General features: G+C 72.4%; 21 protein-coding genes and 2 pseudogenes. 12 read left to right on the forward strand and 11 right to left on the reverse strand.

What is annotated here, in order from left to right; translation table 11 throughout:
• Positions 1–165: 165 nt before the first annotated feature.
• The 4 genes from ACFWXO_RS35865 to ACFWXO_RS35880 all read right to left on the reverse strand — a co-directional run bounded on the left by ACFWXO_RS35865 (position 166) and on the right by ACFWXO_RS35880 (position 2,492).
• Entirely contained in the window at positions 166–618 is a 453-nt protein-coding gene (locus tag ACFWXO_RS35865) for a hypothetical protein (RefSeq protein ID WP_380529349.1), read from the reverse strand.
• Positions 619–768: 150 nt separating this feature from the next.
• Complete coding sequence (locus ACFWXO_RS35870) at positions 769–1,455, reverse strand: type III effector protein (protein ID WP_380529350.1); 687 nt, start codon at positions 1,453–1,455, stop codon at positions 769–771.
• 655 nt (positions 1,456–2,110) lie between these two features.
• A complete protein-coding gene (locus ACFWXO_RS35875; protein ID WP_380529352.1) occupies positions 2,111–2,269 on the reverse strand; it encodes a hypothetical protein in 159 nt (52 codons plus the stop codon).
• A 52-nt stretch (positions 2,270–2,321) separates the two neighbouring features.
• On the reverse strand, positions 2,322–2,492 hold the full coding sequence (locus ACFWXO_RS35880; protein ID WP_380529354.1) for a hydrophobic protein: 171 nt from the start codon (positions 2,490–2,492) through the stop codon (positions 2,322–2,324).
• Positions 2,493–2,668: 176 nt separating this feature from the next.
• On the opposite strand from ACFWXO_RS35880, the gene ACFWXO_RS35885 reads away from it, so the two are divergent.
• The 3 genes from ACFWXO_RS35885 (at position 2,669) to ACFWXO_RS35895 (ending at position 5,039) form a co-directional block, all read left to right on the forward strand.
• The gene (locus tag ACFWXO_RS35885) at positions 2,669–2,845 is read left to right on the forward strand and encodes a hypothetical protein (RefSeq protein ID WP_380529355.1); all 177 of its coding nucleotides are present in this window, start codon (positions 2,669–2,671) and stop codon (positions 2,843–2,845) included.
• A 252-nt stretch (positions 2,846–3,097) separates the two neighbouring features.
• Positions 3,098–3,421 carry a hypothetical protein gene (locus ACFWXO_RS35890; protein ID WP_380529357.1) on the forward strand — a complete coding sequence of 108 codons (324 nt, stop codon included), beginning with the start codon at positions 3,098–3,100 and terminating at the stop codon, positions 3,419–3,421.
• A 1,336-nt stretch (positions 3,422–4,757) separates the two neighbouring features.
• Positions 4,758–5,039 (forward strand): MerR family transcriptional regulator, encoded by a 282-nt coding sequence (locus tag ACFWXO_RS35895; protein WP_380529383.1) that lies wholly within the window; start codon positions 4,758–4,760, stop codon positions 5,037–5,039.
• A 615-nt stretch (positions 5,040–5,654) separates the two neighbouring features.
• Here ACFWXO_RS35895 and ACFWXO_RS35900 read toward each other — a convergent pair.
• Positions 5,655–5,777, reverse strand: a complete 123-nt coding sequence (locus ACFWXO_RS35900) for a hypothetical protein (protein WP_380529385.1) — start codon at positions 5,775–5,777, stop codon at positions 5,655–5,657.
• Here ACFWXO_RS35900 and ACFWXO_RS35905 point away from each other — a divergent pair.
• The 3 genes and pseudogenes from ACFWXO_RS35905 to ACFWXO_RS35915 all read left to right on the forward strand — a co-directional run.
• Positions 5,725–5,880 (forward strand): annotated as a pseudogene (locus ACFWXO_RS35905) (STAS domain-containing protein); the annotation flags it as partial. The gene ACFWXO_RS35900 and the pseudogene ACFWXO_RS35905 overlap by 53 nt on opposite strands.
• 213 nt (positions 5,881–6,093) lie before the next feature.
• Positions 6,094–8,168: pseudogene (locus tag ACFWXO_RS35910) on the forward strand (thioredoxin domain-containing protein).
• A gap of 53 nt (positions 8,169–8,221) precedes the next feature.
• Positions 8,222–9,085, forward strand: coding sequence for a GNAT family N-acetyltransferase (locus ACFWXO_RS35915; protein WP_380529359.1), 864 nt, complete (start codon positions 8,222–8,224; stop codon positions 9,083–9,085).
• A gap of 27 nt (positions 9,086–9,112) precedes the next feature.
• Here the strand turns inward: ACFWXO_RS35915 and ACFWXO_RS35920 are convergent, their stop codons facing one another.
• Entirely contained in the window at positions 9,113–9,490 is a 378-nt protein-coding gene (locus ACFWXO_RS35920) for a hypothetical protein (RefSeq protein WP_380529361.1), read from the reverse strand.
• Positions 9,491–9,579: 89 nt separating this feature from the next.
• Here ACFWXO_RS35920 and ACFWXO_RS35925 point away from each other — a divergent pair, with 89 nt between their 5' ends.
• Positions 9,580–11,253: an alpha/beta hydrolase gene (locus tag ACFWXO_RS35925; protein ID WP_380529363.1), complete on the forward strand. Its 1,674-nt coding sequence runs from the start codon at positions 9,580–9,582 to the stop codon at positions 11,251–11,253.
• Entirely contained in the window at positions 11,250–11,870 is a 621-nt protein-coding gene (locus ACFWXO_RS35930; RefSeq protein WP_380529365.1) for a hypothetical protein, read from the forward strand. Before ACFWXO_RS35925 ends, ACFWXO_RS35930 begins: the two co-directional genes overlap by 4 nt.
• Before the next feature lie 10 nt (positions 11,871–11,880).
• Here the strand turns inward: ACFWXO_RS35930 and ACFWXO_RS35935 are convergent, their stop codons facing one another.
• Positions 11,881–12,807 (reverse strand): hypothetical protein, encoded by a 927-nt coding sequence (locus ACFWXO_RS35935; RefSeq protein WP_375884874.1) that lies wholly within the window; start codon positions 12,805–12,807, stop codon positions 11,881–11,883.
• Positions 12,808–13,069: 262 nt separating this feature from the next.
• On the opposite strand from ACFWXO_RS35935, the gene ACFWXO_RS35940 reads away from it, so the two are divergent.
• Both ACFWXO_RS35940 and ACFWXO_RS35945 read left to right on the forward strand, forming a co-directional pair.
• Entirely contained in the window at positions 13,070–13,744 is a 675-nt protein-coding gene (locus ACFWXO_RS35940; RefSeq protein WP_380529367.1) for a papain-like cysteine protease family protein, read from the forward strand.
• An 8-nt stretch (positions 13,745–13,752) separates the two neighbouring features.
• Positions 13,753–14,637, forward strand: coding sequence for a hypothetical protein (locus ACFWXO_RS35945; RefSeq protein ID WP_380529368.1), 885 nt, complete (start codon positions 13,753–13,755; stop codon positions 14,635–14,637).
• Between the two features lie 56 nt (positions 14,638–14,693).
• On the opposite strand, the gene ACFWXO_RS35950 is transcribed toward ACFWXO_RS35945, so the two are convergent.
• Both ACFWXO_RS35950 and ACFWXO_RS35955 read right to left on the reverse strand, forming a co-directional pair.
• Positions 14,694–15,350 carry a TetR/AcrR family transcriptional regulator gene (locus ACFWXO_RS35950; protein WP_380529370.1) on the reverse strand — a complete coding sequence of 219 codons (657 nt, stop codon included), beginning with the start codon at positions 15,348–15,350 and terminating at the stop codon, positions 14,694–14,696.
• A gap of 8 nt (positions 15,351–15,358) precedes the next feature.
• The gene (locus tag ACFWXO_RS35955) at positions 15,359–16,891 is read right to left on the reverse strand and encodes an MFS transporter (protein ID WP_375884590.1); all 1,533 of its coding nucleotides are present in this window, start codon (positions 16,889–16,891) and stop codon (positions 15,359–15,361) included.
• Between the two features lie 313 nt (positions 16,892–17,204).
• Here ACFWXO_RS35955 and ACFWXO_RS35960 point away from each other — a divergent pair, with 313 nt between their 5' ends.
• Positions 17,205–17,849 carry a hypothetical protein gene (locus ACFWXO_RS35960; protein ID WP_380529373.1) on the forward strand — a complete coding sequence of 215 codons (645 nt, stop codon included), beginning with the start codon at positions 17,205–17,207 and terminating at the stop codon, positions 17,847–17,849.
• On the opposite strand, the gene ACFWXO_RS35965 is transcribed toward ACFWXO_RS35960, so the two are convergent.
• Positions 17,820–18,512, reverse strand: coding sequence for a hemolysin III family protein (locus tag ACFWXO_RS35965; RefSeq protein WP_375884593.1), 693 nt, complete (start codon positions 18,510–18,512; stop codon positions 17,820–17,822). The two genes, ACFWXO_RS35960 and ACFWXO_RS35965, sit on opposite strands and share 30 nt — an antisense overlap.
• Positions 18,513–18,797: 285 nt before the next feature.
• Here ACFWXO_RS35965 and ACFWXO_RS35970 point away from each other — a divergent pair, with 285 nt between their 5' ends.
• Entirely contained in the window at positions 18,798–20,624 is a 1,827-nt protein-coding gene (locus ACFWXO_RS35970) for a phosphoenolpyruvate carboxykinase (GTP) (protein ID WP_375884595.1), read from the forward strand.
• A 196-nt stretch (positions 20,625–20,820) separates the two neighbouring features.
• Here the strand turns inward: ACFWXO_RS35970 and ACFWXO_RS35975 are convergent, their stop codons facing one another.
• The gene (locus ACFWXO_RS35975; protein ID WP_375884597.1) at positions 20,821–22,035 is read right to left on the reverse strand and encodes a pyridoxal phosphate-dependent aminotransferase; all 1,215 of its coding nucleotides are present in this window, start codon (positions 22,033–22,035) and stop codon (positions 20,821–20,823) included.
• Positions 22,036–22,123: the final 88 nt, after the last annotated feature.

The raw sequence follows: 22,123 nt of genomic DNA on the forward strand, positions 1-22,123 counted from the left end.
TCCTTGTTCGAGTAGATCGAGTGGATCACCAGCTGCAGCAGCTGGCGGGTCTCCGCCTGGAACTCCAGCGTCTGGGTCGGGCTGGCCACGGGAGGGGTCTCCTTCGAGAGGTGGGAAGAGGGGGCCGGGTCGTCGCAGCCGGCCAAGTGGCCGGTCCGCTCACGGTCAGACATGGCTGAGGGGCTGATAGGGCTGCTCGGGGCGGCTGTGGCCGGGGCGGGCGGTGCCGTAGCACGAGAGGTAGAGCTTCCATCCGTCTCCGCATTCCAGCGTGGCGCCGTAGCGCACGGCGGGCGGGTTCGGGCGGGTGCTGTACCGCTCGGCGCGCACGACGTCCCCGCACGGATCGGACGCGGCGGCGACCAGGGCCTGCTCGACGAGGGCCACAGCAACCGGTTGGCCGGTCAGGTCCGGTGCCTCCACGCCCTCGGCCTTGGCCGGCTCCGTGGTGGGCGCGGGGCCGAGGGCGCCGGTGACGGACCACCACACCTGTCCGCCGCCGTCCAGGGTCACGGCCAGTCCGTAGGGGCTGTCGTCGTCCCGCTTGCGGGCGCCGGCGATGCCCGCAATACCGGGCGCGCGCGTGATCAGCAGCTGCTGCAGGTCGGCTGGGGTCATGGGTGTCGATCGGGGTCGGGGGACGGCACGCCGTCACCGGAAGGCGGTCATCGCGTCAGGCCTCTCGGGGAAGCGCGCGTCACGTTCTGCGGGGCCGGGGGCAGGCTCGCGTCGGCGGTCCGAGCCCCCGCCAAGGTGTGGCCCAGGGCCTCAGGGGCCAGCCGGGGGCGTGCGGCGCTGCCGGTCGCTGTCCGCACGCAGCTGCTCGGTGTGGGCACTGAGCTCGTCCAGGCGGCCGGCGATCTTCGGATGCTCCGCCGCGAGGAGGGGCCGGGTGTCGGCGAGCGGGGCGAGCAGGAGCGCGGGATCGTGGTGGCCCAGCGCGTCCAGCAGGCGTTCCATGGCGGGGGCCGCCGGTGTGGTGAGGTCGTCCAACGCGCCGATCTGTCCGGCCAGGCGGCGCAGTTCCACCGCGTTGTCGCGGGCCCAGGTGGTCACCGCCCGGTCAGCGGCGCGCTGGTCGCGCGTGGCCTGGACGCGCTGCTCCCCGGTGCTGCCCGCCTCGGTGCCGGCATCGGCGTTCGGGCGCATGCGCAGGTAGCGCCGCTCCGCGGCCTGCCGGCTCTGCACGCCCATGGGTTCGGCCAGATCCGCCCAGGTGGCACCGGCGCCGCGGGCGGTCTCGATGAGCCCGGTCTCCCAGCCGGCGAGTTCCTCACGCAGGTGGCGCAGCATCATGAGCGCCGACAGGGCCCCGGCGGGATCGCGCTGCCCCGAGTCGTCCGGGGGCGCGTGTCGCGCCGTGCGGGCAGCGGCGTCCATCATGCCCAGCGCGGCAGCAGCGGCCAGGAAAGAGGCCGGTCCCACTCCGGTCCCGCCGGTGTCCTGCACGTCCATTCCACGTCACTCTTTCGCTGACTGGGTCACTGTCGTCTTATGGATGACATCCTACAGCGCGTCGTGTCGCGTCGCACCAGTCCGATCGGCGCAGTCGGGAAAGAGGTCGTTTCGGTCGGCCCGCCCCGGTCGCCTGGAACTGCAGGCGGGAAGGGGTCTGCCACAGGGGTGCCGAGAGCTCTGCGGTTTGTCTGTCGCGGACCCCTACCGCTTGATGCGGCGACGCTCATCGGGCCCTCGCCGGTGGGGAACGAGGCTTCCTCTCGGTGCAGTCGAGCGATGTCGGCATGACCGCCCCGGAACCAACCGGGCGACGTTGCCACGGGTGACCGAGCGCGAAACGAAATCGCTCGTTGCATCGAGGGCGAGGTGATCCAGGAGACCGCCGGCCGGTTCGGTGGCGCGGCGCGATGGCCACCGCTGTCGGCGCCAGGGCTGACCTCCAGAGTCGCCGCAGACGGGCCCGTGCGGCCCTTGACGCGGGCTCGGCTGGCGCCGGAGCAGTCGAGCCCCGCTGTACGCGGCGTCAGGTGCTCGCTGCCCAACACGCCCAACGCCCGCTGGACCACCCCTCGGGGTGGTCCAGCGGGCGTGTGAGGCACTTGGCTCTTCCAAGGTTGGTCAGGCCCGGGTCTCGCCCGTGCTCGCCGCGGTCTCAGCGCGCGGAGCGGGCGTGCCGCGGTCCTGCGGAGCGTGTCGTACGGACCACGGCGGCCCGCGGCCGGGTGCGGCGGTGGACGGCTGTGGGCGCCAGCGCGGTCAGGATCGCGGCCAGTGCGAGCGGCAGCAGCAACAGCAACAGGGTCGTGGTCATCCGAACACCTCTCAGATTCGAATGCGGCTACCGCCGGGATTGGGGCGCAGTGCTACCAGCGGTACCAGCGGCCCCGGCCTCCGGAGGCGCTCGTGCCGCGGGCCACGAATCCCACCAGCCAGACGACGAGCACGATCACGGCTGCCCACCACAAGAGCTTCATCGCGAACCCGAGCCCGAACAGGAGCAGAGCCAGCAGCAGGACCAGAAGAAGGGGAACCATCGTTACCTCCGAGTCGGTGTCGCGAGACCGGATGCCCCGGGTCGGCACGAACATGCGCAGGAATCCTCCAGCCGATCCAGGGCAGACGGACTTCCCGACAGGCAGCCCCACAGGCTGCCCCGGGGGCCCGCCGGCACTGGCCCGGTGCCTGTCCGATTCGACGAGAGGACCAGACCGTGAAGACGCCGCAGGAGAAGCAGGGCCACGACGAGGAGCTCCAGCCCCACAGCGCGGACCGTGCGCGTTGGGCGGACGGGGAGCGCTGGGTGGAGCCGAACAGTCCCACCTCCCACGAGGCCGGGATCGACGACGACGTTCCCGAGCCGCCGGCGGCCGACGTCGCCGCACCGTGACGGCCCGTCAGCGCGCTGGCTCGGCAGGAGGTTTGTGGCCGGCGCGCCACTGCGCAAGTGTCGTACAGTGAACCGCCGGGACCAGTGAGTCACGTCGCCCCCGGCACCACGTGCGGCCCGGCCACCGATGGTGGTGCCCGGGCCGCCACACTCCGGCCCACCCGCTGGTCGCGCCGTCCGCTGTCGCCCTCTGTTCGCCGGTCCCGGCATGCGAGGCCCGGCTCTCTGGGCCGGTCGGGTAGCCTTCGGTGCGTGCCGGCCGCTGATCTCGCGGGCGACGTGATGCGGGCCCTGCGGGCTGCGGGCTTCCAGCCCCTCCGGGGCGGCGGGGCTGAAGCCGGTCTGTTCGCCCAGGAGCACGATGAAGGGGTGCTGGTGGGCTGGAACCCCGGCCCCGACCTGCTCGGTCCGAGCGCCGAACTGCGCGGCCCGCTCACGGTGGCGCAGCAGCGACAGCGTTCCGAGGGGATCCGGCAGGTGATGGTGACCGCGTTGTCCGTGGTCCTGGTCGAGGCCGGCTTCGTGGTGACCACGCGCGAGAACGCGTTGGTCGTCCGGTGCCGCGTGGGTTCGTAGTCGCCGGCCGGCCCAGGGCGGCGTCCGCGCAGCGCGGAGCTGGGCCGGACGGGGGCGCTCCCAGTCGGTGCTCGGCTCTTCTCGCAGGGTCGCCAGGGCGTGCGAGAGCAGCCGCGAGGCCCACGCCTGCGACAGGCCCGGGCGGGCGCCGATCGGGGAGTGCGTGAGGCTTCGGTGAAGCGCATTGACAGGATCAGCCGATCGCGCGGCGCCGGCGCCGCGGTCGGGGGCCGTGGCGCCAGCAGATCGGCCGCGGTCTCGGTGTGGTTCCTCGACTTCGAGCGCGCTCGATCAGCGGAGACCCGTCATCCTGCGCGGCCAGCAGGTTCAGGGAGCCGGCGGTGCGAGCGTCGGCAGCGGCGTCTGGACGGCCTCGTCCCGGAAGCGACCCAGAACCTCGGTCCACCTGTTCGTCCCGGATCGTCTCCGAAGCCGCCGCCACCAGCTCCACCATTCCCGCCTCACTGCTCGGTCTCGCCTGTACTTCCAGCACGCGGTGCGGCTCGGAGGGCCGTCAGAACAGCAGGGCTACCTCACGCGGCGGCGCCGCAAAATCTATGTTCGCCGGAGTAGACATTGCTTGCGGGCCGGTTTATGGTTTCTCCCGTAGACAGCAGTCGGCGATACCGGCCAGACACGAACTGGCCGGGGTTGTTTGACCGAAGTGCGCAGTTCGGTCCGGCAGTGGAGTTCCGAAGCCAGGCAGGTGTACGGCGGCGACGGGACTGGCTGCCGGACCAGGCGGCCCGCAGGCATCAGGGGCCGCCACCGGCGGTATCGAGCAGTACGCAGTTCAGTGAGTGTGCAGTACCAGCAGTCGCGAAAAGGCAGGACCTCGGCAAAGGCGCTCAGACTGCGGGCGCGCGTGCCCGGGGGTTCGAGCACTGGGTTCCGAGGTCACCGCGGACGCGGGACGACCCGCGGGGCGCGGGCTCTCGAACCAGGTGGGCCGTCACGGCCACCGACCAGCAGGTGCAGTGCCAGCAGTACCGAAGTGACAGACCCATACTACGGATGAACGGAGGGCGCAAGCGCCATCAGGATCGCCCGGCCCGTGAACACTCGTCCGGGCGGACACCGCAGACCCCAACGCAAGGACGGTGGTTCCCGGTCACGCATACGCGATCCCCGCACCCCCTCCCCGGGGCACTGCGGAAGTAGAAGGACCGGCCCAGGCCGGTAGATGGTGTTGTTCCCCTTCGGGGCCCCGGAGCCGACAAGGCGCCGGGGCCCCTCGACGCGTTCCCCAGGAACCAAGAGAGGTGCAGTGACTACGACGACCGACAGGCCCCACACCCCAGACAACCTCGACGACGACGACTACCCCGCCTACACCATGGGGCGCGCCGCCGAGATGACCGGCACCACCCCCGGCTTCCTGCGCGCCCTGGGCGAGCAGGGCCTCATCACGCCGCTGCGCTCCGGCGGCGGCCACCGCCGCTTCTCCCGCTATCAGCTGCGCATCGCGATGCGAGCCCGCGACCTCGTCGACCAGGGCACCGCCATCGAGGCCGCCTGTCGCATCGTCATCCTCGAAGACCAACTCGAAGAAGCCCTGCGCATCAACGAACAACTCCGCCGCTCCCAGCGCGGCCAGAAACCCGCCGCCGACACCTGACCCACCTGCCGCCCTGCGGTGAGTGCCAGGCGCTCATCGCACGCCGCCCCGATCGCTGGTCTGCCGCACTGGCGGGGACCAGTGCGGGGACGCCCGGAAAGGCCGCCTGCAGCCATCCCCGGAGTTCACGCCCGGGGTGTCTGCAACCGTTCTGCCCGGTCATGACGCGTGCCCCGCGGCGGCGCCACGGGCCAGGCATGCTTCTCCTTGGTCGGACCATGCTTACGCCCCCCACAGCGGGCGTGCCCGCCCTCGCTCCGCGACCGCCCGCGTCATGAGCGCCGTATCCGTGGACGCCGAAGCAACCCTGTCAAGGTCCGTCCTCCTTGTGGGCCGGACCGCACAAGCCGCGCGCCAAGCGCGCAACTGCGCCGTCCCACCTCGCTCTTGACCTGGTCGCGCCCGCCCGCCGGCGGTGCGCCTGTGCGTGCGGGTGCTCTACCAGAGCGCTCGGCCCGCTACGGCGGGACTGTGCCCCCGCACGTGGGCCGTCAGGTCAGACGTCCGCTTCGCGGGCGCACCCCGGGCCGCCGAGACCGCGGCCGCATGGAGTACCAAGTGGCCGTCCCCGCCGAATTCGACCTGCCCGCCCCTACCATCCAGCTGCGGCCGGGATCAGGCGACCTCCTGCTGGACGCAGTGGGCGACCTCGCCCCAGGACACCGCTCGGTCGCTGGCCGCTGCTGTGGAGAGCGGGCTGAGCACGCTTGCCGTCCTGGGGGAACTGGTGGTGGACATGTCCCGGGTCGCGTTCTGCGACTCCGGCGGCCTCAACACCCTCATCCGCGCCCGCCTGCAGGCCCGCGAAGCAGGGGCGGAGCTGCACCTGCTGTGCCCGACCGGGCTGGTCGTGGACCTGCTATGCCGTACCCGGGCGGCCCAGGTGCTGCGCGTGAGTCCGGACCCTGCGGCGACGACCCTCGCGTCCGGGAGATCCGCGGCTCCTGTAGGGCCGCACCGGCAGACGCTACTGGCCTTGGCGTTCCTTCAGCGCGTACCCCGAGTCGCCCGAGATTGCTGGGCTGGACGGTCCGGATCGTGCGACGATGCCGGTATGAACCGACTCGCGAACGCGACGTCGCCGTACCTGCTCCAGCACGCCTCCAATCCGGTGGATTGGTGGCCATGGGGAGAGGAGGCGATCAATGAAGCCAAGCGGCGGGACGTGCCCATCCTCTTGAGTGTGGGCTATGCGTCCTGCCACTTATGCTTCTAGGAATTCATTGGTGTCATGTGATGGCGCACGAGAGCTTCGAGGACGCGGAGCTCGCCGGGTACCTGAACGAGCGGTTCGTCGCGGTCAAGGTGGACCGGGAGGAGCGGCCGGACGTCGACGCGGTGTACATGGAGGCCGTGCAGGCGGCGACCGGGCAGGGCGGGTGGCCGATGACGGTCTTCCTCACGCCGGGTAAGGAGCCGTTCTACTTCGGCACCTACTTCCCGCCCGCCCCGCGGCACGGGATGCCGTCCTTCCGGCAGGTGCTGGAGGGCGTGGACGCGGCCTGGCGGGACCGGCGGCAGGAGGTCGGCGAGGTCGCCGCGCGGATCCGGGCCGACCTCGCGGAGCGCGCCGCCGTCTACTCGGCCGGCGCCCACCACCCGCCGGCCGACGCCGACCTGCACCAGGCCCTGGTCACCCTCAGCCGGGAGTTCGACCAGGCCCGTGGCGGCTTCGGCGGGGCCCCCAAGTTCCCCCCGGCCATGGTGATCGAGTTCCTGCTCCGCCACCACGCCCGGACCGGCTCCGAGGCCGCCCTGGAGATGGCCGTCCGCACCGCCGAGGCGATGGCCCGCGGCGGCATCCACGACCAGCTCGGCGGCGGCTTCGCCCGCTACGCCGTGGACGCCGACTGGGTGGTGCCGCACTTCGAGAAGATGCTGTACGACAACGCCCTGCTGCTGCGCGCCTACCTGCACCTGTGGCGGGCCACCGGCTCCGCGCTCGCCCGCCGGGTCGCGCTGTCCACGGCCGACTTCCTGCTGCGCGAACTCCGCACACCCGAAGGCGCGTTCGCGTCCGCGCTGGACGCCGACAGCCTCGACGAGGAGACCGGCGCCTCCGCCGAGGGCGCCTACTACGTGTGGGAGCCCGGCCAGTTGGTCGACCTGCTCGGCCCGGCCGACGCGGCCACCGCCGCCCGGCTGTTCACCGTCACCGCCGACGGCACCTTCGAACACGGCACCTCCGTGCTCCAACTCCTCACCGATCCGGTGGACTTCGCCGAGTACGAGGAGATCCGGCAGCGGCTGCTCCAGGCCCGGGCGGCCCGGCCCGCACCCGCCCGCGACGACAAGGTGGTCGCCGCCTGGAACGGCCTCGCCATCGCCGCCCTCGCCGAGACCGGCGCCCTGCTGGAGCGCCCCGACCTCGTCGAGGCCGCCGAACGCGCCGCCGACCTGCTGCTCGCCGTCCACCTCACCCCCGACGGCCGGTTGCTGCGCACCTCCCGGGACGGCCGCCCCGGCACCAACGCCGGTGTCCTGGAGGACTACGCCGACACCGCCGAGGGCTTCCTCGCCCTCTACGCCGTCACCGGCGAGGCGGAATGGCTCCAACTGGCGGGCGGCCTGCTCGACACCGTGCTCAAGCACTTCACCGACGAGGACTCCGGCGCCCTCTACGACACCGCCGACGACGCCGAGGAACTCATCCGCCGCCCCCAGGACCCGACCGACAACGCCACCCCCTCCGGCTGGACCGCCGCCGCCGGCGCCCTCCTCGGCTACGCCGCGTACACCGGCTCCGAGCGGCACCGCACCGCCGCCGAACGCGCCCTCGGCATCGTCGGCGCCCTGGCCGCCCGGGCCCCCCGGTTCATCGGCTGGGGCCTCGCCGTCGCCGAGGCCCTGCTCGACGGGCCGCGCGAGGTCGCCGTCGTCGGCCCGGTCGACCACCCGGCCACCGCGGCGCTGCGTCGGGCCGCGCTGCTCGGGACGGCGCCCGGCGCCGTCGTCGCGGTCGGCGAGCCGGGCGAGGCCGCCGCCGAGGTGCCGCTGCTGGCGGACCGCCCGCTGGTCGGCGGCGCGCCCGCGGCGTACGTCTGCCGGCACTTCGCCTGCGAGGCGCCCACCACCGATCCGGCGGTGCTCGGCGAGCGGCTCGGCGTCGTCGTGGCCGTGGGCGAATAGTCGTGGGCGAATAACCGTTGGCGCACGGGCGTCGAGCGGGGTGAAGATGGTCCATGACCTGGACGCTCAGCACCTCGCTCGACGACTTCCGCCACCACGCGGGCGACTTCCTGGCCACCCGCCCGGCCGAGAACACCGTCCTGCTCACCGTCGCCCACCGGCTCGCCGGAGCCGGCCTCGACGCCTTCGGGGAGCGGCCGCCGGTCTTCGGCTGGTGGCGGGCCGGACCGGGCGGATCGGTCGAGGGCGCCTTCCTGCAGACCCCGCCGTTCGCCCCCCGGCTCTCCGCCATGCCCCCGGCCCTGGCCGCCGAGCTGGCGGTCCGCCTGGCCGAGGCCGGCCCCGGGTTCACCGAGGTCGCCGGAGTCGGCGGCGGGGCCGAGCCGGTCCGCGCCTTCGCCGAGGCCTGGACGGCCGCCACCGGCACCGACCACTCAGTCCGGGTCGAGGAGCGGCTCTACCGGCTCGGCCGGCTCACCGACCCGCCGCGCCCGCCCGCCGGCCGGCCCCGGCTCGCCGGACCGCCCGACCGGGAACTGGCGATCCGCTGGTACGAGGAGTTCCTGCGCGAAGTCGAGATCGCCCCCTCCGACGTGGCCCGGGCGGTGGACGACAAGCTGGCCTCCGGCAGCCTCCACCTCTGGGAGGACGCGGGCACCCCGGTCGCCCTGGCCGGCGCCAGCCCCGTGCTCGCCGGAATGTCCCGCATCGGCCCGGTCTACACCCCCGCCGACCGCCGCGGCCGCGGCTACGCCAGCGCCGTCACCGCGGCGGCCTCCGCCCACGCGCTCGGCCTGGGGGCGCAGGAGGTGCTGCTCTACACCGACCTCGCCAACCCGACCAGCAACTCCATCTACCAGCAGATCGGCTACCGGCCGGTGGAGGACTGCCTGGTGGTGGACTTCCGGACGCCGTAACGGAGTTGCGCGGAACGCGGCAAGGCGTCACGCGTCCCTGGTCAGGTGGACGCCGGCCACCCCGGCCACCTTCGTCTCGAAGGGGTCGTGGGACGCCGCCGCCGGTGGCGGCAGGTGGTCGGCGTTCCGGTGGTCGGTGTTCCGGTAGTCGTGCGCGCAGGTGATCAGATGGCCCCCGGCGGTCTTCATGTCGGTGGCGAGCCCGTCCAGCAAGGTCTTCCACGCACTGCCGCACCCCGTCAGCGCCGCCCCGCTCTGCCACCCGGCCAGGCTCCCGGCGGCCGTGGCGCTCGGCTCCGCGAGCTTCGCCGTCTCCTCGGGGACCTTCCCGGCGACCGTCAGCGCATTGCTCCCGGCAGCGGCCAACTCGCCTGGTTTGACGGTGAATCCCGGGTCCTGTCCCATGCGGTTTCCCCCTGACAGCCGCGTCGGTCGCGGACGCTATGGTAGCTGTGAGTGTCGTGGGGGACACAGGGCACACAGGGGGTGCGGGGATGGACATCGCAAGCCTGAGGAACGCCAGACCGGCGGACCTGTACACGGCCGCAGGGGCGTACGACACCTTGTGCAAGGCCATGGCGCAACACGCCACGGACTGGAAGAGCGGGACCGCCGACCGGGCCCACGGCTCCCAGTGGTCGGGGCCGGCGGCCGACGCCGCGATGCCGGTGCTCGACGGTTTCACCGGCAAGATGCGTGCGGCGGTGACGGAGCTCGGCCTGATCGGCAAGGAGATCCGTGACTGCGCCGATGCCATGACGCTGGCCCAGGGCAGGCTCACCACCGCACTGTCGGATGCGCAGGCGAAGGGCTTCACGGTCAGTGACACCGGTGCCGTGAGCTGGCCCGCGTCGACCAATCCGTACCAGGCGCCGGACTGGGAGGCCAAGCAGAAGACAGCCGCCGACGGGATCAGCAAGCAGATCGCCAAGGCGCTGGCCGACGCGGCGGAGGCCGACGACGCCCTGACCGCCGGGCTCAACAGGTTCGCCGGGCACGCCAAGGACAAGTCGGGCCTGGACGAGAAGACGGCCGGCGCCGATGCGTACATGGAACAGTTCGGCGATGCGTCCAACCCGGAGTGGCGGCGGAACATGCCGCTCAAGGGCGCGCCTGCCACCGAGGTCAACTCCTGGTGGAAGGGGCTCGGCCCGCAGGGCCAGCAGTGGTTCCTCAGCCACCACCCGGAGGTGCTCGGGAATCTGGACGGCATTCCGGCGGAGGTGCGGGACAGGGTGAACCGCGACCAACTGGACCATCTGATGAAGGACATCAGGGACAAGAAGCCGGGGGAGCTGAACTCCGGCGAGAAGCACTTCCTCGCGCTCTACGGGCCCATCGACAAGCGCCTTTCGGAGAACACGGGGAAGGAGCCGCCGATCTACTTGCTCGGCCTCGGAAGTGAGGGCCAGGGGCGGGCGATCCTCTCCTACGGGAACCCCGACACCGCCACCGACATCTCCGCCTACGTCCCGGGGATCACCACCACCATGGCGAGCCTCGGGCCTGGTGAGAACGACGGGACCAACGAGGCGGAGAACGGTCTCAACCTCTACCGCGCCGCGAGCGGCAAGGCCCGGGCCGGCCATTTCGTCGCCTCCGTGGTCTGGCTCGGTTACGACTCGCCGGGAATGGACCTCGGAGCCGCGTCGACGAAGGCGGGCAAGGACGGTGCCCCGGCGTACGCGAACTTCCTGAGCGGAGTGCGGGCGAGCCACGAGGGCACCCAGCCCCCGCACGTCACCGCGGTCGGGCACAGTTACGGGTCGTACCTGGTCGGTCAGGCGACCAGGCTCGCCACCCAGCCGGGGTCGCACTACGTGCCGCCGGACGACGTGGTCTTCATCGGCAGCCCGGGTGTCGGTGTGGACAAGGCCGCCGACCTCAGGATGCCCGCTGGTCACGTCTGGGTCGGTGCCGCCGACAACGACGTCGTGACGCACGCCCCGTCGAAGTTCAGCCTCGACCCGGACGAGCGCTGGTACGGCAGGGATCCGTCCAGCAAGCATTTCGGTGCGAACCGCTTCACCGTCGACGACTGGAGCCGTGGCAACCCCGTCGATGCGCACACCAAGTACCTGAACGGGCGGGGCGGGCCCTCGCTGGACAACATCGCGGCCGTCGTCACGGGCAGCGGGGGCGTCACACTGCAGGGTCAACGCGGGTGAAGCGGCCGCGACGCACGCTGGGCTGTTCCGTGGCGGCGGTGGTCGTCCTGGCCACCGGGGTGGGGCTGTTCTACAACGGGTACGGCCCGATGGCCCTGATGGACCGGGGCGCCGGCCTGCTGAGCCCGAGTGAGGCGAAGGCGCAACTCGACGAGACCCTGCGGGCGGCCATGGCAGCGATCAGCCCGCCGCTGGCCTACTCCGGCGGTTCCTACATCGTGGACCGACGTCAGGAGCACGCCGACGGCGAGCCGAACCTGCGCTCCGACGTCCGTGAAGTGGCGTTGGTCCGGACGAAGGTGGTGCCCGCGAAGGTTCCGGTGTTGTTGGACCGGATGACGCAGTTCTGGGGCGGGGATTGCCGGCGCTCCGACACCACCACGGGCAGTCAGACGACGCAGTACACCCAGCTTCACTGCCCCGGGCGGGGGAGCACCCTGGTCACGGTCTCGGTGACGACCGTCACCGCCGACTCGGCCGTGACGGTGGACCTGAGCGCGGATGCCTTCGGGGTGTACTACCGGTCCGAGCAGGACTACGGCGCCCCTCCGATCGGCGAGCGAGAGGCCGGCCGGTCCCCCGCCCCCGACGTCGACGACCCGTACTGGTCGCACTGACCTCGCCGCCTCACTCCCAGTCCCAGCGGATCCCCAGGATGCACGGGCGGATCGCCGTGGCGACCAGGTGGACGCAGTGGTGGCCGTCGAGGGTCAACTCCTCCGTCTCGTACGGGGCTGCGCCGGGGGAGTGGAGGGCGATGCGGTGGCAGCGGACGGGGAGGGCGGCGGGGTGGAAGGTGATCTGGAGGACGTACTGGCCGGCGCCGGAGTTGAAGCCGCGGACGTACTCGCAGCTGGGGGTGGGGGAGGGGGCGTCGTCGAAGCCGTAGCCGAGGAGGTGGGTGTCGCCGGCGCGCAGGCGGCGGTCGAGGAGGAGTTCGGCGGCGAGGAGGTGGTGGGTCTGGTCGCGGCGGATGCGGCCGGGGCGGCAGTTCTCCTCGGCGCGGACGCCGACGAGGGCGGTGTCGCTGCCGGGGTCGCCCTGGTGGAGGGCGAGGTAGCGGTCGATGCCGTCGCGGTGGGCGCGCAGGGCGTGTTGGGAGTCGCGGCGGGTGAGTTGGCGGTCGGGGCCGACGCGGATGCGTTCGATGTGGGTGATGGTGTGCAGGCCGGTGTCGCGGGGGCCGGCGAGGACGGCGAGCAGGCCGTCGACGGCGGTGGGCGGGGAGATCAGGTCGCGGTAGGGGCGGACGGGGGGTCCGGCGGCCGCGGCGGTGCGGCGGGGGCCGAGGAGCCGGGTGAGGGAGTGCTCGGGGAGGTCGAGGACGTCTTCGAGGGCGGCGACGGCGCGTAGTGATTCGGGGCGTTCGGGCCGGCGGCGCCCCTGTTGCCAGTAACTGAGGCTGGTGAGACCGACGTTGACGCCGCGCAGGGCGAGGTGGCGGCGGATGCGGTGCAGGGCGAGGCCGCGGGTGGCGATGGCGGTGCGCAGGGCGAGGTGGAACGGGCCGGTGCGCAGGGCGGCGGCGAGGTCGGCTGGGTCGCTTCGGTGGATGGCGGCCTCCTGGCGGGCGCGGACCGGGTTCCGGGTTTTGACCGTGAATATTCACATCCGGGCGGCGGTTTGTCACCGGTCCGGGCAGCTCGCGCCGGGGTTTCCCGGCTGCGGTTCACATCCGCGTGGGCCCGTTCACAGCGCGGTCGGGGCCGGTCCGGGGCCGTTGACCGGGCCCGGAGTGCGGCGCGATGCTCGGGGCGCGATCCGGACCGCGCCCCCCACAGCACCTCGCTCCACTCGTGCAAGGAGGCATTCCCCCATGCCAGTTCCACGGATACGGCTGCGCCGCGCGGTCTCGCTGCTGGCCCTGGGCGTGCTGGGCCCGGCGCTGACCGCCGCGGTGAGCACCCCGGCGTCGGCCACCCCCACGGCCGCCCCCGCCCCCGCCCTCCACCGGGCCGCGCACCAGGTCCGCCCGGCGGCGGCGCCCGGCAGCACGGCCGATCTGGCCGGCACGTTCAAGAAGCTCAACATCACCATGCAGCAGCAACAGCAGACCAACTGGTGCTGGGCGGCGAGCGGGAACACCATCGCCACCTGGTTCGGCTACAACTACAGCCAGAACCAGTTCTGCAACGCCGCGTTCGGCCGCTCGGTCGACTCCAGCTGCCCGAACAGCCAGGCCTCGCTGGCCGACGTGCAGAACGGGCTGGACTGGGTCGGCATCAACCCGGGTTCGTACGTCACCGGGTACCTGCGCTACACCACCGTGCAGTCCGAGGTGGACGCCAACCGTCCGATCGAGACGCGCATCCAGTGGAGCTCGGGCGGCGGGCACATGCACGTCCTGTACGGGTACGACACCGGCAACAACTGGGTCTACTGGGGCGACCCGTGGCCGTCCAACTACCGCTACAACTGGGCGGACTACTCGTACTACGTGAACAACAACACGTTCTCCTGGACCCACTCCCTGTACCGGATCGGCGCGTGAGGACGACCATGACCGAGCTCAGTACGGCCCGCCGGGCCGCCGTCACCGTCCTGCTCGCCGCCGGCCTCGCGCTGGCGCTCGCCCCGGCCGCGCAGGCCGACGCACCCGGCGCACCCGCAGCGGGCGCACCGGCACCCGGCGCACCCGCACCGGTGCCCGCCGCCGACCTGGCCGGGGCCCGCAGCGCCGTCCAGGACCCGGCGGTGCTCGACAAGGTGGGCCACTTCTTCGCCCGCAAGGGCGTCCCGCCGACCCGACAACTGACCATCGGCGCCGCCGAGGAGGCGAAGGCGGCGAGCGACGCGGCGCCCCGCCTGGCCGGGGACACCGTGCCGGTCTACACCCTGGACGCCGGTTTCGTGTCCGGCACCCCGGGCGCACCGGTGGCGAAGGCCGAGTTCACGGCGAGCAAGGTGGTCGCGGCGGACGGGCAGAGCGCCTCGGTCTGGACGGTCCGCCAGGGCGACTCCTGGCGGGTCGTCAACATCGCCTCCGGCGGTGACGAGAGCGACTACGCGGCGAAGGCGGCCGGCAGCGGCGGCGGTACGGCCTTCCGGGAGCCGCAGGTCAACGCCTGGTACGTGCTGCGCGACGGCCGGGTGCTGCCGCTGGACGACGAGGCCCGGCGCTCGGTGGGCGCGGGCGGGGTGTCGCTGGCCGGGTACCAGCAGCTGGTGCACCAGCGGTACGGGGACAAGCTGCCCGGCTCGGCGTACGACCGGGAGGGCAAGGGCGGCGGCTACGAGGTGAACGCCGCGGGGGCGGCCGAGGCTGCCCCGGCCGGGGCGGACGGCGGCTCGGCGCTGCCGGCCGTGACGGCGGCCGCCGCGCTCGGCGCCACCGCGCTGGTGGGCGCCGGCGCGGTACTGCGGCGCAGGCGGGGCAACCGCTGAGACCGCGACGGGGCCCGGCTCTCCACCGAGCCGGGCCCCGTCACGTCACCGTGTGCTCACACCCCGGCGAAGCCGCTCTCCAGCAGCGCGAAGGTGCGGTCGACCAGGTCGGCGATGTCCTCCCGGCCGTCCTGCGCGGCCCACTGGAGCACGGCCTCGGCGGTGGCGGCGCCGATGGCGGCGGCCGTGACCCGCATCTCGTACGTGGGGTGCTCGACGCCCGCCCGCCGGGTGAGGACGGAGAGGTACAGCTCGTGCGGGCTGTTGCCGGTCCGGAACAGTCCGGCGCGCAGCGCGGGGACCTCGGTGACCAGCCGCATCCGGGTCAGCAGTTCCTGGCGTTCGTGCTGGAGCAGGGCGCGGATCAGGCCGATGAGGGCCTCCCGGCAGGACCGCAGGAAGGGTTCGTCGGCCGGCCGGGCGAGCAGGGCGGCGATCATCGCCGGGTCGTACTCGTCGGTCAGGACGAGGTCCTCCTTGGTGGCGAAGTACCGGAAGAGGGTGGAGGGGGAGACCTCGGCGGCGGCGGCGATCTGCTCGACCGTGGTGTTCTCGTAGCCCTGCTCGGCGAACAGGCGGTAGGCCTCGCGGCGCACGGTCTGCCGGGTCTTCAACTTCTTCCGCTCGCGCAGCGACAGCGGCGCCTCCAGCAGTGCCTGGACCGGGTTGGTCGGGGCGTCCGGGAGGGCCGCGGTCGGCTGCTCGGTCTTCATGGCCCCGATTATCGGTGATCTCCGGCGGTGGCGGGTTCGGGCCGGTCGGCGGGGGTGTCCCGGGTGGGTTCCCCGGCCGGCATCCGGGCCGCGACCAGGACCGCCGAGAACGCCGCGACCAGCCCGGCGACCAGCAGGACCAGCCCCATCCCGTGCACGTACGCCACGTGTGCCGCGGCGGCGAGCGCCGGCCGCCCGCTCTCCCGGGCGACGGCGTCGGCGGCGACCACCGACGCCCCGGCCCGGTGCGCCGCCTCGGCGGGGAGCCCGCCGGTGTCCAGCGCGCCCCGGTAGGACCCGGCCAGCAGGCTGCCGAAGACGGCGATCCCGATCGCGCCGCCGACCTGCCGCAGGGTCTGGAGCAGTCCGGAGCCGACGCCGGCCCGGGCGGGCGGCAGGGTGATCAGGGCGGAGCCCTGGGCGGTGATCAGGGCCAGGCCCATGCCGAGGCCGAGGACGGTGAGCCAGGGCGCGGCCCGCCCGTACCCGTCGGCGCTGCCGGTGCGGCTGCCGAACAGCAGGGCGGCGGCGAGCAGGGCCAGGCCGAGGGTGATCACGGCGCGGGCGCCGAGCCGCGCCACCAGCCGTTCGCTGAGCCGGGCGGCGACGAGCAGGCCGAGCATCATGGGCATCAGCCGCAGTCCGGAGCCGAGGGCGTCGGTGCCGAGCACGCTCTGGAAGTAGAGCGGCAGGACGAAGAAGGCGCCGAACAGGACGAGCGAGATCAGGGTGGCGGCGACCGAGGACCAGCGGAAGGTCGGGTCGGCGAGCAGGGCGAGGTCGAGCATCGGATCGCTCCGGCGGCGGCTGCGCAGCACCAGGGCGGTGAGCAGCACCACCGAGCCGGCCAGGGTGGTGAGCACCAGGAGGTCGGCCCAGCCGCGGTCGGAGCCCTCGATGATGCCGTAGGTGAGCGCGCCGAGGCCGGTGGCGGCGAGGGCGGTCGCGGGCAGGTCGATCCGGGGTGCGGCGGGGTTGCGGGTCTCGGGCAGCAGCAGGAGGCAGGCGACCATGCCGAGCACGGTGAGCGGGACGTTGACGGCGAAGACCGAGCCCCACCAGAAGTGCTGGAGCAGCAGGCCGCCGATCAGCGGCCCGAGCGGGGCGCCGCCGGCGATCGCGGCGGAGAGGATCGCGGTGGCCCGGCGGCGCTCGCCGGCCGGGAAGATCCCGGGGATGACCGCCAGCGACATCGGCATGACCAGGGCGGCGGCCAGGCCCATCGCGGCGCGGGCGGCGACCAGGGTGCCGGGCGAGTCGGTGAGCATGCCGACGGCGGAGGCGAGTCCGAACAGGGCGAGGCCGACGGTGAGCGTGCGGCGGCGGCCGATGCGGTCGCCGAGCAGGCCGGCCGGGAGCATCGCGGCGGCGAAGACCACGGTGTAGGCGTCGACGATCCACTGCTGCTGCCCGGTGGTGGCCTGCAACTGCGAGGCCAGGGTGGGCAGGGCGACGTTGAGGATCGTCATGTCGAAGCTGATCACCAGGACGCTCAGGGCGACGGCGACCAGGGCGAGCCAGCGGCGCGGGTCGGCGGGCACGGCGACCTCCAGGGACTGCGGTTCGAGAAAGCTTCTGTCAAATGACAGTAACTCTCAAAAGAGCCAGACCGTCAATTCGAAAGTGGTGCGATGATCTGATCACTCTCCGTGGTGTGTCCTGGAAGTGCTGCTTCCGCACAAGGAATTGACGCAACGTTGATCTGTCGTTCGCCGCCCCGGGGCGGCTCCGGGTGACTGTCGGTAGATACCATGTGGCAATCGGTCAGTGCTGGCCGGACGCGTGCCGAGAGCGGAGAAGGGGTGGGGCGGCAGGAGCCGACCACGAGCCCGGCGCCGGGAAAGGGGAGCCGAAGTGGCCGACAGTGACGACAGGCAGGCGCGTGCCCAGGTGTGGGGCGGGGCCGTGGTGGTGGGTTCCGCGCTGGCCGTGGTCGCGGCCTACCTGATCAACGGGGCGCCCCTGGTGCTCGTGGTCGCCGGGATCGAGACGCTGCTGGTCATGGTGTACGTCGGCCGGCGCTGGCAGGCGACGCACCGGCGGCCGTCCCGGGCCGGGCACCGGCCGCGGCGCGGCATCCCGGACGCCGCGCACTGCGAGCGCTGCCGCCGGGCCCGGGAGGCGCTGGACGAGCGGCAGGCGCGCGGCCGGGTCGGAGCGGCGGCCGGGTCGGTGCTGCCGGAGTCCGCGGCGGCGGTGCGCCCCGGGCGGTCACGGTCGCAGGCACAGCAGGCGCGGGAGACGCAGCAGACGCAGCAGGCGCGGGAGACGCAGCAGGTCCAAGAGGCGCAGCGGGCACGGTCGCAGCACGTGGTCGGCCCGGAGCCGGATCCGGAGCCGGGCGCCGCCGACCACCCGCCGTACCCGCGCCGCCCGCAGGCCCGCACCGGGTACGAGCGGCCCTGGACGGCCGAACGGGCGGCCACCCGGTCCACGGACCGGACGACCGCCCGTCGGGGTGCGCCGGGTTCAGCCGGCCGCGCTGTACGCCACCAGTGAGACGCCGACGTACTGGACGATGAAGGCTCCGAGGGTGAAGGCGTGGAACACCTCGTGGAAGCCGAACCAGCGCGGTGAGGGGTTGGGCCGCTTGAGCCCGTACACCACGCCGCCGATGCTGTAGAGCACCCCGCCGACGATCATCAGCACCAGGACGGCGACCCCGCCGGTGCGCAGGAAGTCCGGCAGGAAGAAGGCGGCGGCCCAGCCCAGCGCGATGTACACCGGGGTGTACAGCCAGCGCGGCGCGCCGACCCAGAACACCCGGAAGGCGATCCCGGCGAGCGCCCCGCCCCAGGCGACCCAGAGCAGTATCTGCTGGTCGGCGCCGTTGAGCAGCAGGATCGTGAACGGCGTGTAGGTGCCCGCGATGATCAGGAAGATGTTCGCGTGGTCCAGCCGCCGGAGCACGGCGTCCCCGCGCGGGCCCCAGTCGAAGCGGTGGTAGACCGCGCTGACGCCGAACAGCAGCCAGGCGCTGACCGAGTAGACCGCGCAGGCGATCTTGGCCGGTGTGGAGTCGGCCAGGCAGATCAGCACGATCCCGGCGGCGACGGTGGCGGGGAACATCCCGGCGTGCAGCCAGCCGCGCCACTTCGGCTTGTCCTCCCGGCGCTCGGCCGGGTCCTCCCCAGTGCTCTCCGCGAGCGCAGCAGCAGTCATGGGCAGCATGCTACCTGCTACCTACGGCACCGTAGGTTACTGACGCGTAAGGAAGTGGTGCTCATCACTCTTGGACGTTTTGGAGCAATCGGAGTGTGGCGCCGCACACTCCGGCCCGGACGTGAGGGGCGGGCTACTGGCCGGTAATCGTACTTACTGTAGTAAAAGATGCGTCAATTTCGCCGCAGTGCCGCGTTGGAGGCCAATAGCCGGGTCTACGCTGCAAGCACCCTCAGACCCCCGCTACGCCGTCTCCCCGCCGGGACGGCGTGAAACGGAGCGATCGTGTCGTACGAGATCTCTGCTCTCAGCGCATCCGCGCCCACCCGCCACAAGCAGCTGCTCGCTTGGGTGAGCGAGATCGCCGAGCTCACCCAGCCGGACCGCATCGAGTGGTGCGACGGTTCCGACGAGGAGTACCAGCGCCTCGCGGACCTGCTGGTGGCTCAGGGCACCTTCAAGAAGCTGAACGAGGAGAAGCGCCCCAACTCCTACTACGCCGCCTCGGACCCGTCCGACGTCGCGCGCGTGGAGGACCGCACCTTCATCTGTTCCGAGCAGGAGAAGGACGCCGGACCGACCAACCACTGGAAGGCCCCCGCCGAGATGCGCGAGGTCTTCCAGGGCGAGCAGGGCCTGTTCCGCGGCGCGATGAAGGGCCGCACGATGTACGTCGTGCCCTTCTCGATGGGCCCGGTCGGCTCCCCGCTGGCCGCGTACGGCGTCGAGATCACCGACTCCGCCTACGTCGCGGTGTCGATGCGCGTGATGACCCGCATGGGCAAGGCCGTGCTGGAGCAGCTCGGCGAGGACGGGGACTTCGTCAAGGCCGTGCACACCGTCGGCGCCCCGCTCGCCGAGGGCGAGGCGGACGTGCCGTGGCCGTGCAACAGCACCAAGTACATCTCGCACTTCCCGGAGACCAGGGAGATCTGGTCCTTCGGTTCCGGCTACGGCGGCAACGCCCTGCTCGGCAAGAAGTGCTACGCGCTGCGCATCGCCTCGACCATGGCCCGTGACGAGGGCTGGCTGGCCGAGCACATGCTCATCCTCAAGCTCACCCCGCCGTCCGGTGAGGTCAAGTACGTCGCGGCCGCCTTCCCGTCGGCCTGCGGCAAGACCAACCTGGCCATGCTCCAGCCGACCATCCCGGGCTGGAAGGTCGAGACCATCGGCGACGACATCGCCTGGATGCGCTTCGGCGCCGACGGCCGCCTGTACGCCATCAACCCCGAGGCCGGCTTCTTCGGCGTCGCCCCCGGCACCGGCGTGGACACCAACGCCAACGCCATCGACACCCTCTGGGGCAACACCGTCTTCACCAACGTCGCCCTCACCGACGACGGCGACGTGTGGTGGGAGGGCCTCACCGAGGAGCCCCCGGCACACCTCACCGACTGGCGCGGCAACGACTGGACCCCCGAGTCCGGCACCCCCGCCGCCCACCCGAACGCCCGCTTCGCCGTCCCGGCCGCGCAGTGCCCGACCATCGCCCCCGAGTGGGAGGACCAGGCGGGCGTGCCGATCTCGGCGATCCTGTTCGGCGGCCGCCGGGCCACCGCCGTCCCGCTGGTCACCGAGTCCTTCGACTGGCAGCACGGCGTCTTCCTGGGCGCCAACATCGCCTCCGAGAAGACCGCCGCCGCCGAGGGCACCGTCGGCGAGCTGCGCCGCGACCCGTTCGCGATGCTGCCGTTCTGCGGCTACAACATGGGCGACTACTTCGCCCACTGGCTGGAGGTCGGCGCCCAGGCGGACGCCGCCAAGCTGCCGAAGATCTACTACGTCAACTGGTTCCGCAAGAACACCGAGGGCAAGTTCGTCTGGCCCGGCTACGGCGAGAACAGCCGCGTGCTCAAGTGGATCGTCGAGCGCCTGGAGGGCACCGCCGACGGCGTCGAGACCCCGATCGGCGTGCTGCCGAAGGTCGAGGGCTTCGACCTGGGCGACCTCAAGCTGTCCGAGGAGGACCTCGACCTGCTCTTCACCGTGGACGCCGACATCTGGCGCCAGGAGGCCGCGCTGGTGCCGGCCCACCTGGAGCTGTTCGGCGACCACACCCCGAAGGAGCTGTGGGACGAGTACCGGAGCCTGGTCGCGCGCCTCGGCTGAGCCTGAGCCTCAGCCGAGCGAGAGGTCGGCGCGCGGCACGAACCGCGCGCCGACCGAGTGGCAGGACGGCCGGAGTTCCGCCGGGTGGTCTTTCCCCGACCAAGGAGACCACCCGGGCCCGGGACTCCGGCCGTAGTGTTTTCCCGCGCGTGCTCCCCACGCGCGTTTCCCCGCCGGTAGGGCGGGTCACGGCGGGTCAGGGCTGGGTGTAGCCGCTGAGGAAGTCGCCGATCCTGGTCACCGCGTCGGTGATCTCCTCCGGCCGCGGCAGCGTGACCAGCCGGAAGTGGTCCGGCTCGGGCCAGTTGAAGCCGGTGCCCTGGACCAGCAGGATCCGCTGGGAGCGCAGCAGGTCGAGCACCATCTGGGCGTCGTCCTTGATCTTGTAGACCTTCGGGTCCAGCCGGGGGAAGGCGTACAGCGCGCCCTTCGGCTTGACGCAGCTCACGCCCGGGATCTGGTTGAGCAGCTCGTACGCGGCGTCGCGGGAGGCGAGCAGCCGGCCGCCGGGCAGCAGCAGGTCCTTGATCGACTGCCGTCCGCCGAGCGCGGCGGCCACCGCGTGCTGGGCCGGCATGTTGGCGCACAGCCGCATCGAGGCGAGCACGGTCAGGCCCTCGATGTAGCTGCGGGCGCGCTGCCGGTCGCCGGAGAGCACCATCCAGCCGGAGCGGAAGCCCGCGACCCGGTAGGCCTTGGACAGTCCGTTGAAGGTGACGCAGAAGAGGTCCGGGGCCAGGGTGGCCAGCGGGACGTGCTCGGCGTCGTCGTAGAGGATCTTGTCGTAGATCTCGTCCGCGTAGACCACCAGCTGGTGCCGGCGGGCGATCTCGGCGATGCCCTCCAGCACCTCGCGCGGGTAGACCGCGCCGGTCGGGTTGTTCGGGTTGATCACCACGATGGCCCTGGTCCGGTCGGTGACCTTGGCCTCGATGTCGGCGAGGTCCGGGTACCACTCGGACTGCTCGTCGCAGCGGTAGTGCACCGCGGTGCCGCCGGCCAGCGAGACCGAGGCCGTCCACAGCGGGTAGTCCGGCGCGGGGACGAGCACCTCGTCGCCGTCGTCCAGCAGCGCGGTCATGGCGAGCTGGATCAGCTCGGAGACGCCGTTGCCGAGGAAGACGTCGTCGACCGAGAGGCCGTGCAGGCCGCGGTCCTCGTAGTGCATCACCACGGCGCGGCGGGCCGAGAGCAGGCCCTTGGAGTCGCCGTACCCGTGCGCGTTCGCGAGGTTGCGCAGGATGTCCTGGAGGATCTCCGGGGGCGCCTCGAAACCGAAGGTGGCCGGGTTGCCGGTGTTGAGCTTGAGGATGCGGTGGCCCTGTTCCTCCAGCCGCATCGCCTCGTCGAGCACCGGGCCGCGGATGTCGTAGCAGACGTTGGCGAGCTTGCTGGACTGGATGACCTGCATGCCTGCCTACTTTAGGGGCACGCCGGGGCCCGGCGCCGGGTGTCCGGGGAGACGGCTCGCCGGGCTCGGAAGGGCTTCCTTGGATCGC

Origin of the sequence: Kitasatospora sp. NPDC059088 (assembly GCF_042738155.1) — a bacterium.
In the GTDB taxonomy this organism is placed as follows: Bacteria; Actinomycetota; Actinomycetes; order Streptomycetales; family Streptomycetaceae; genus Kitasatospora.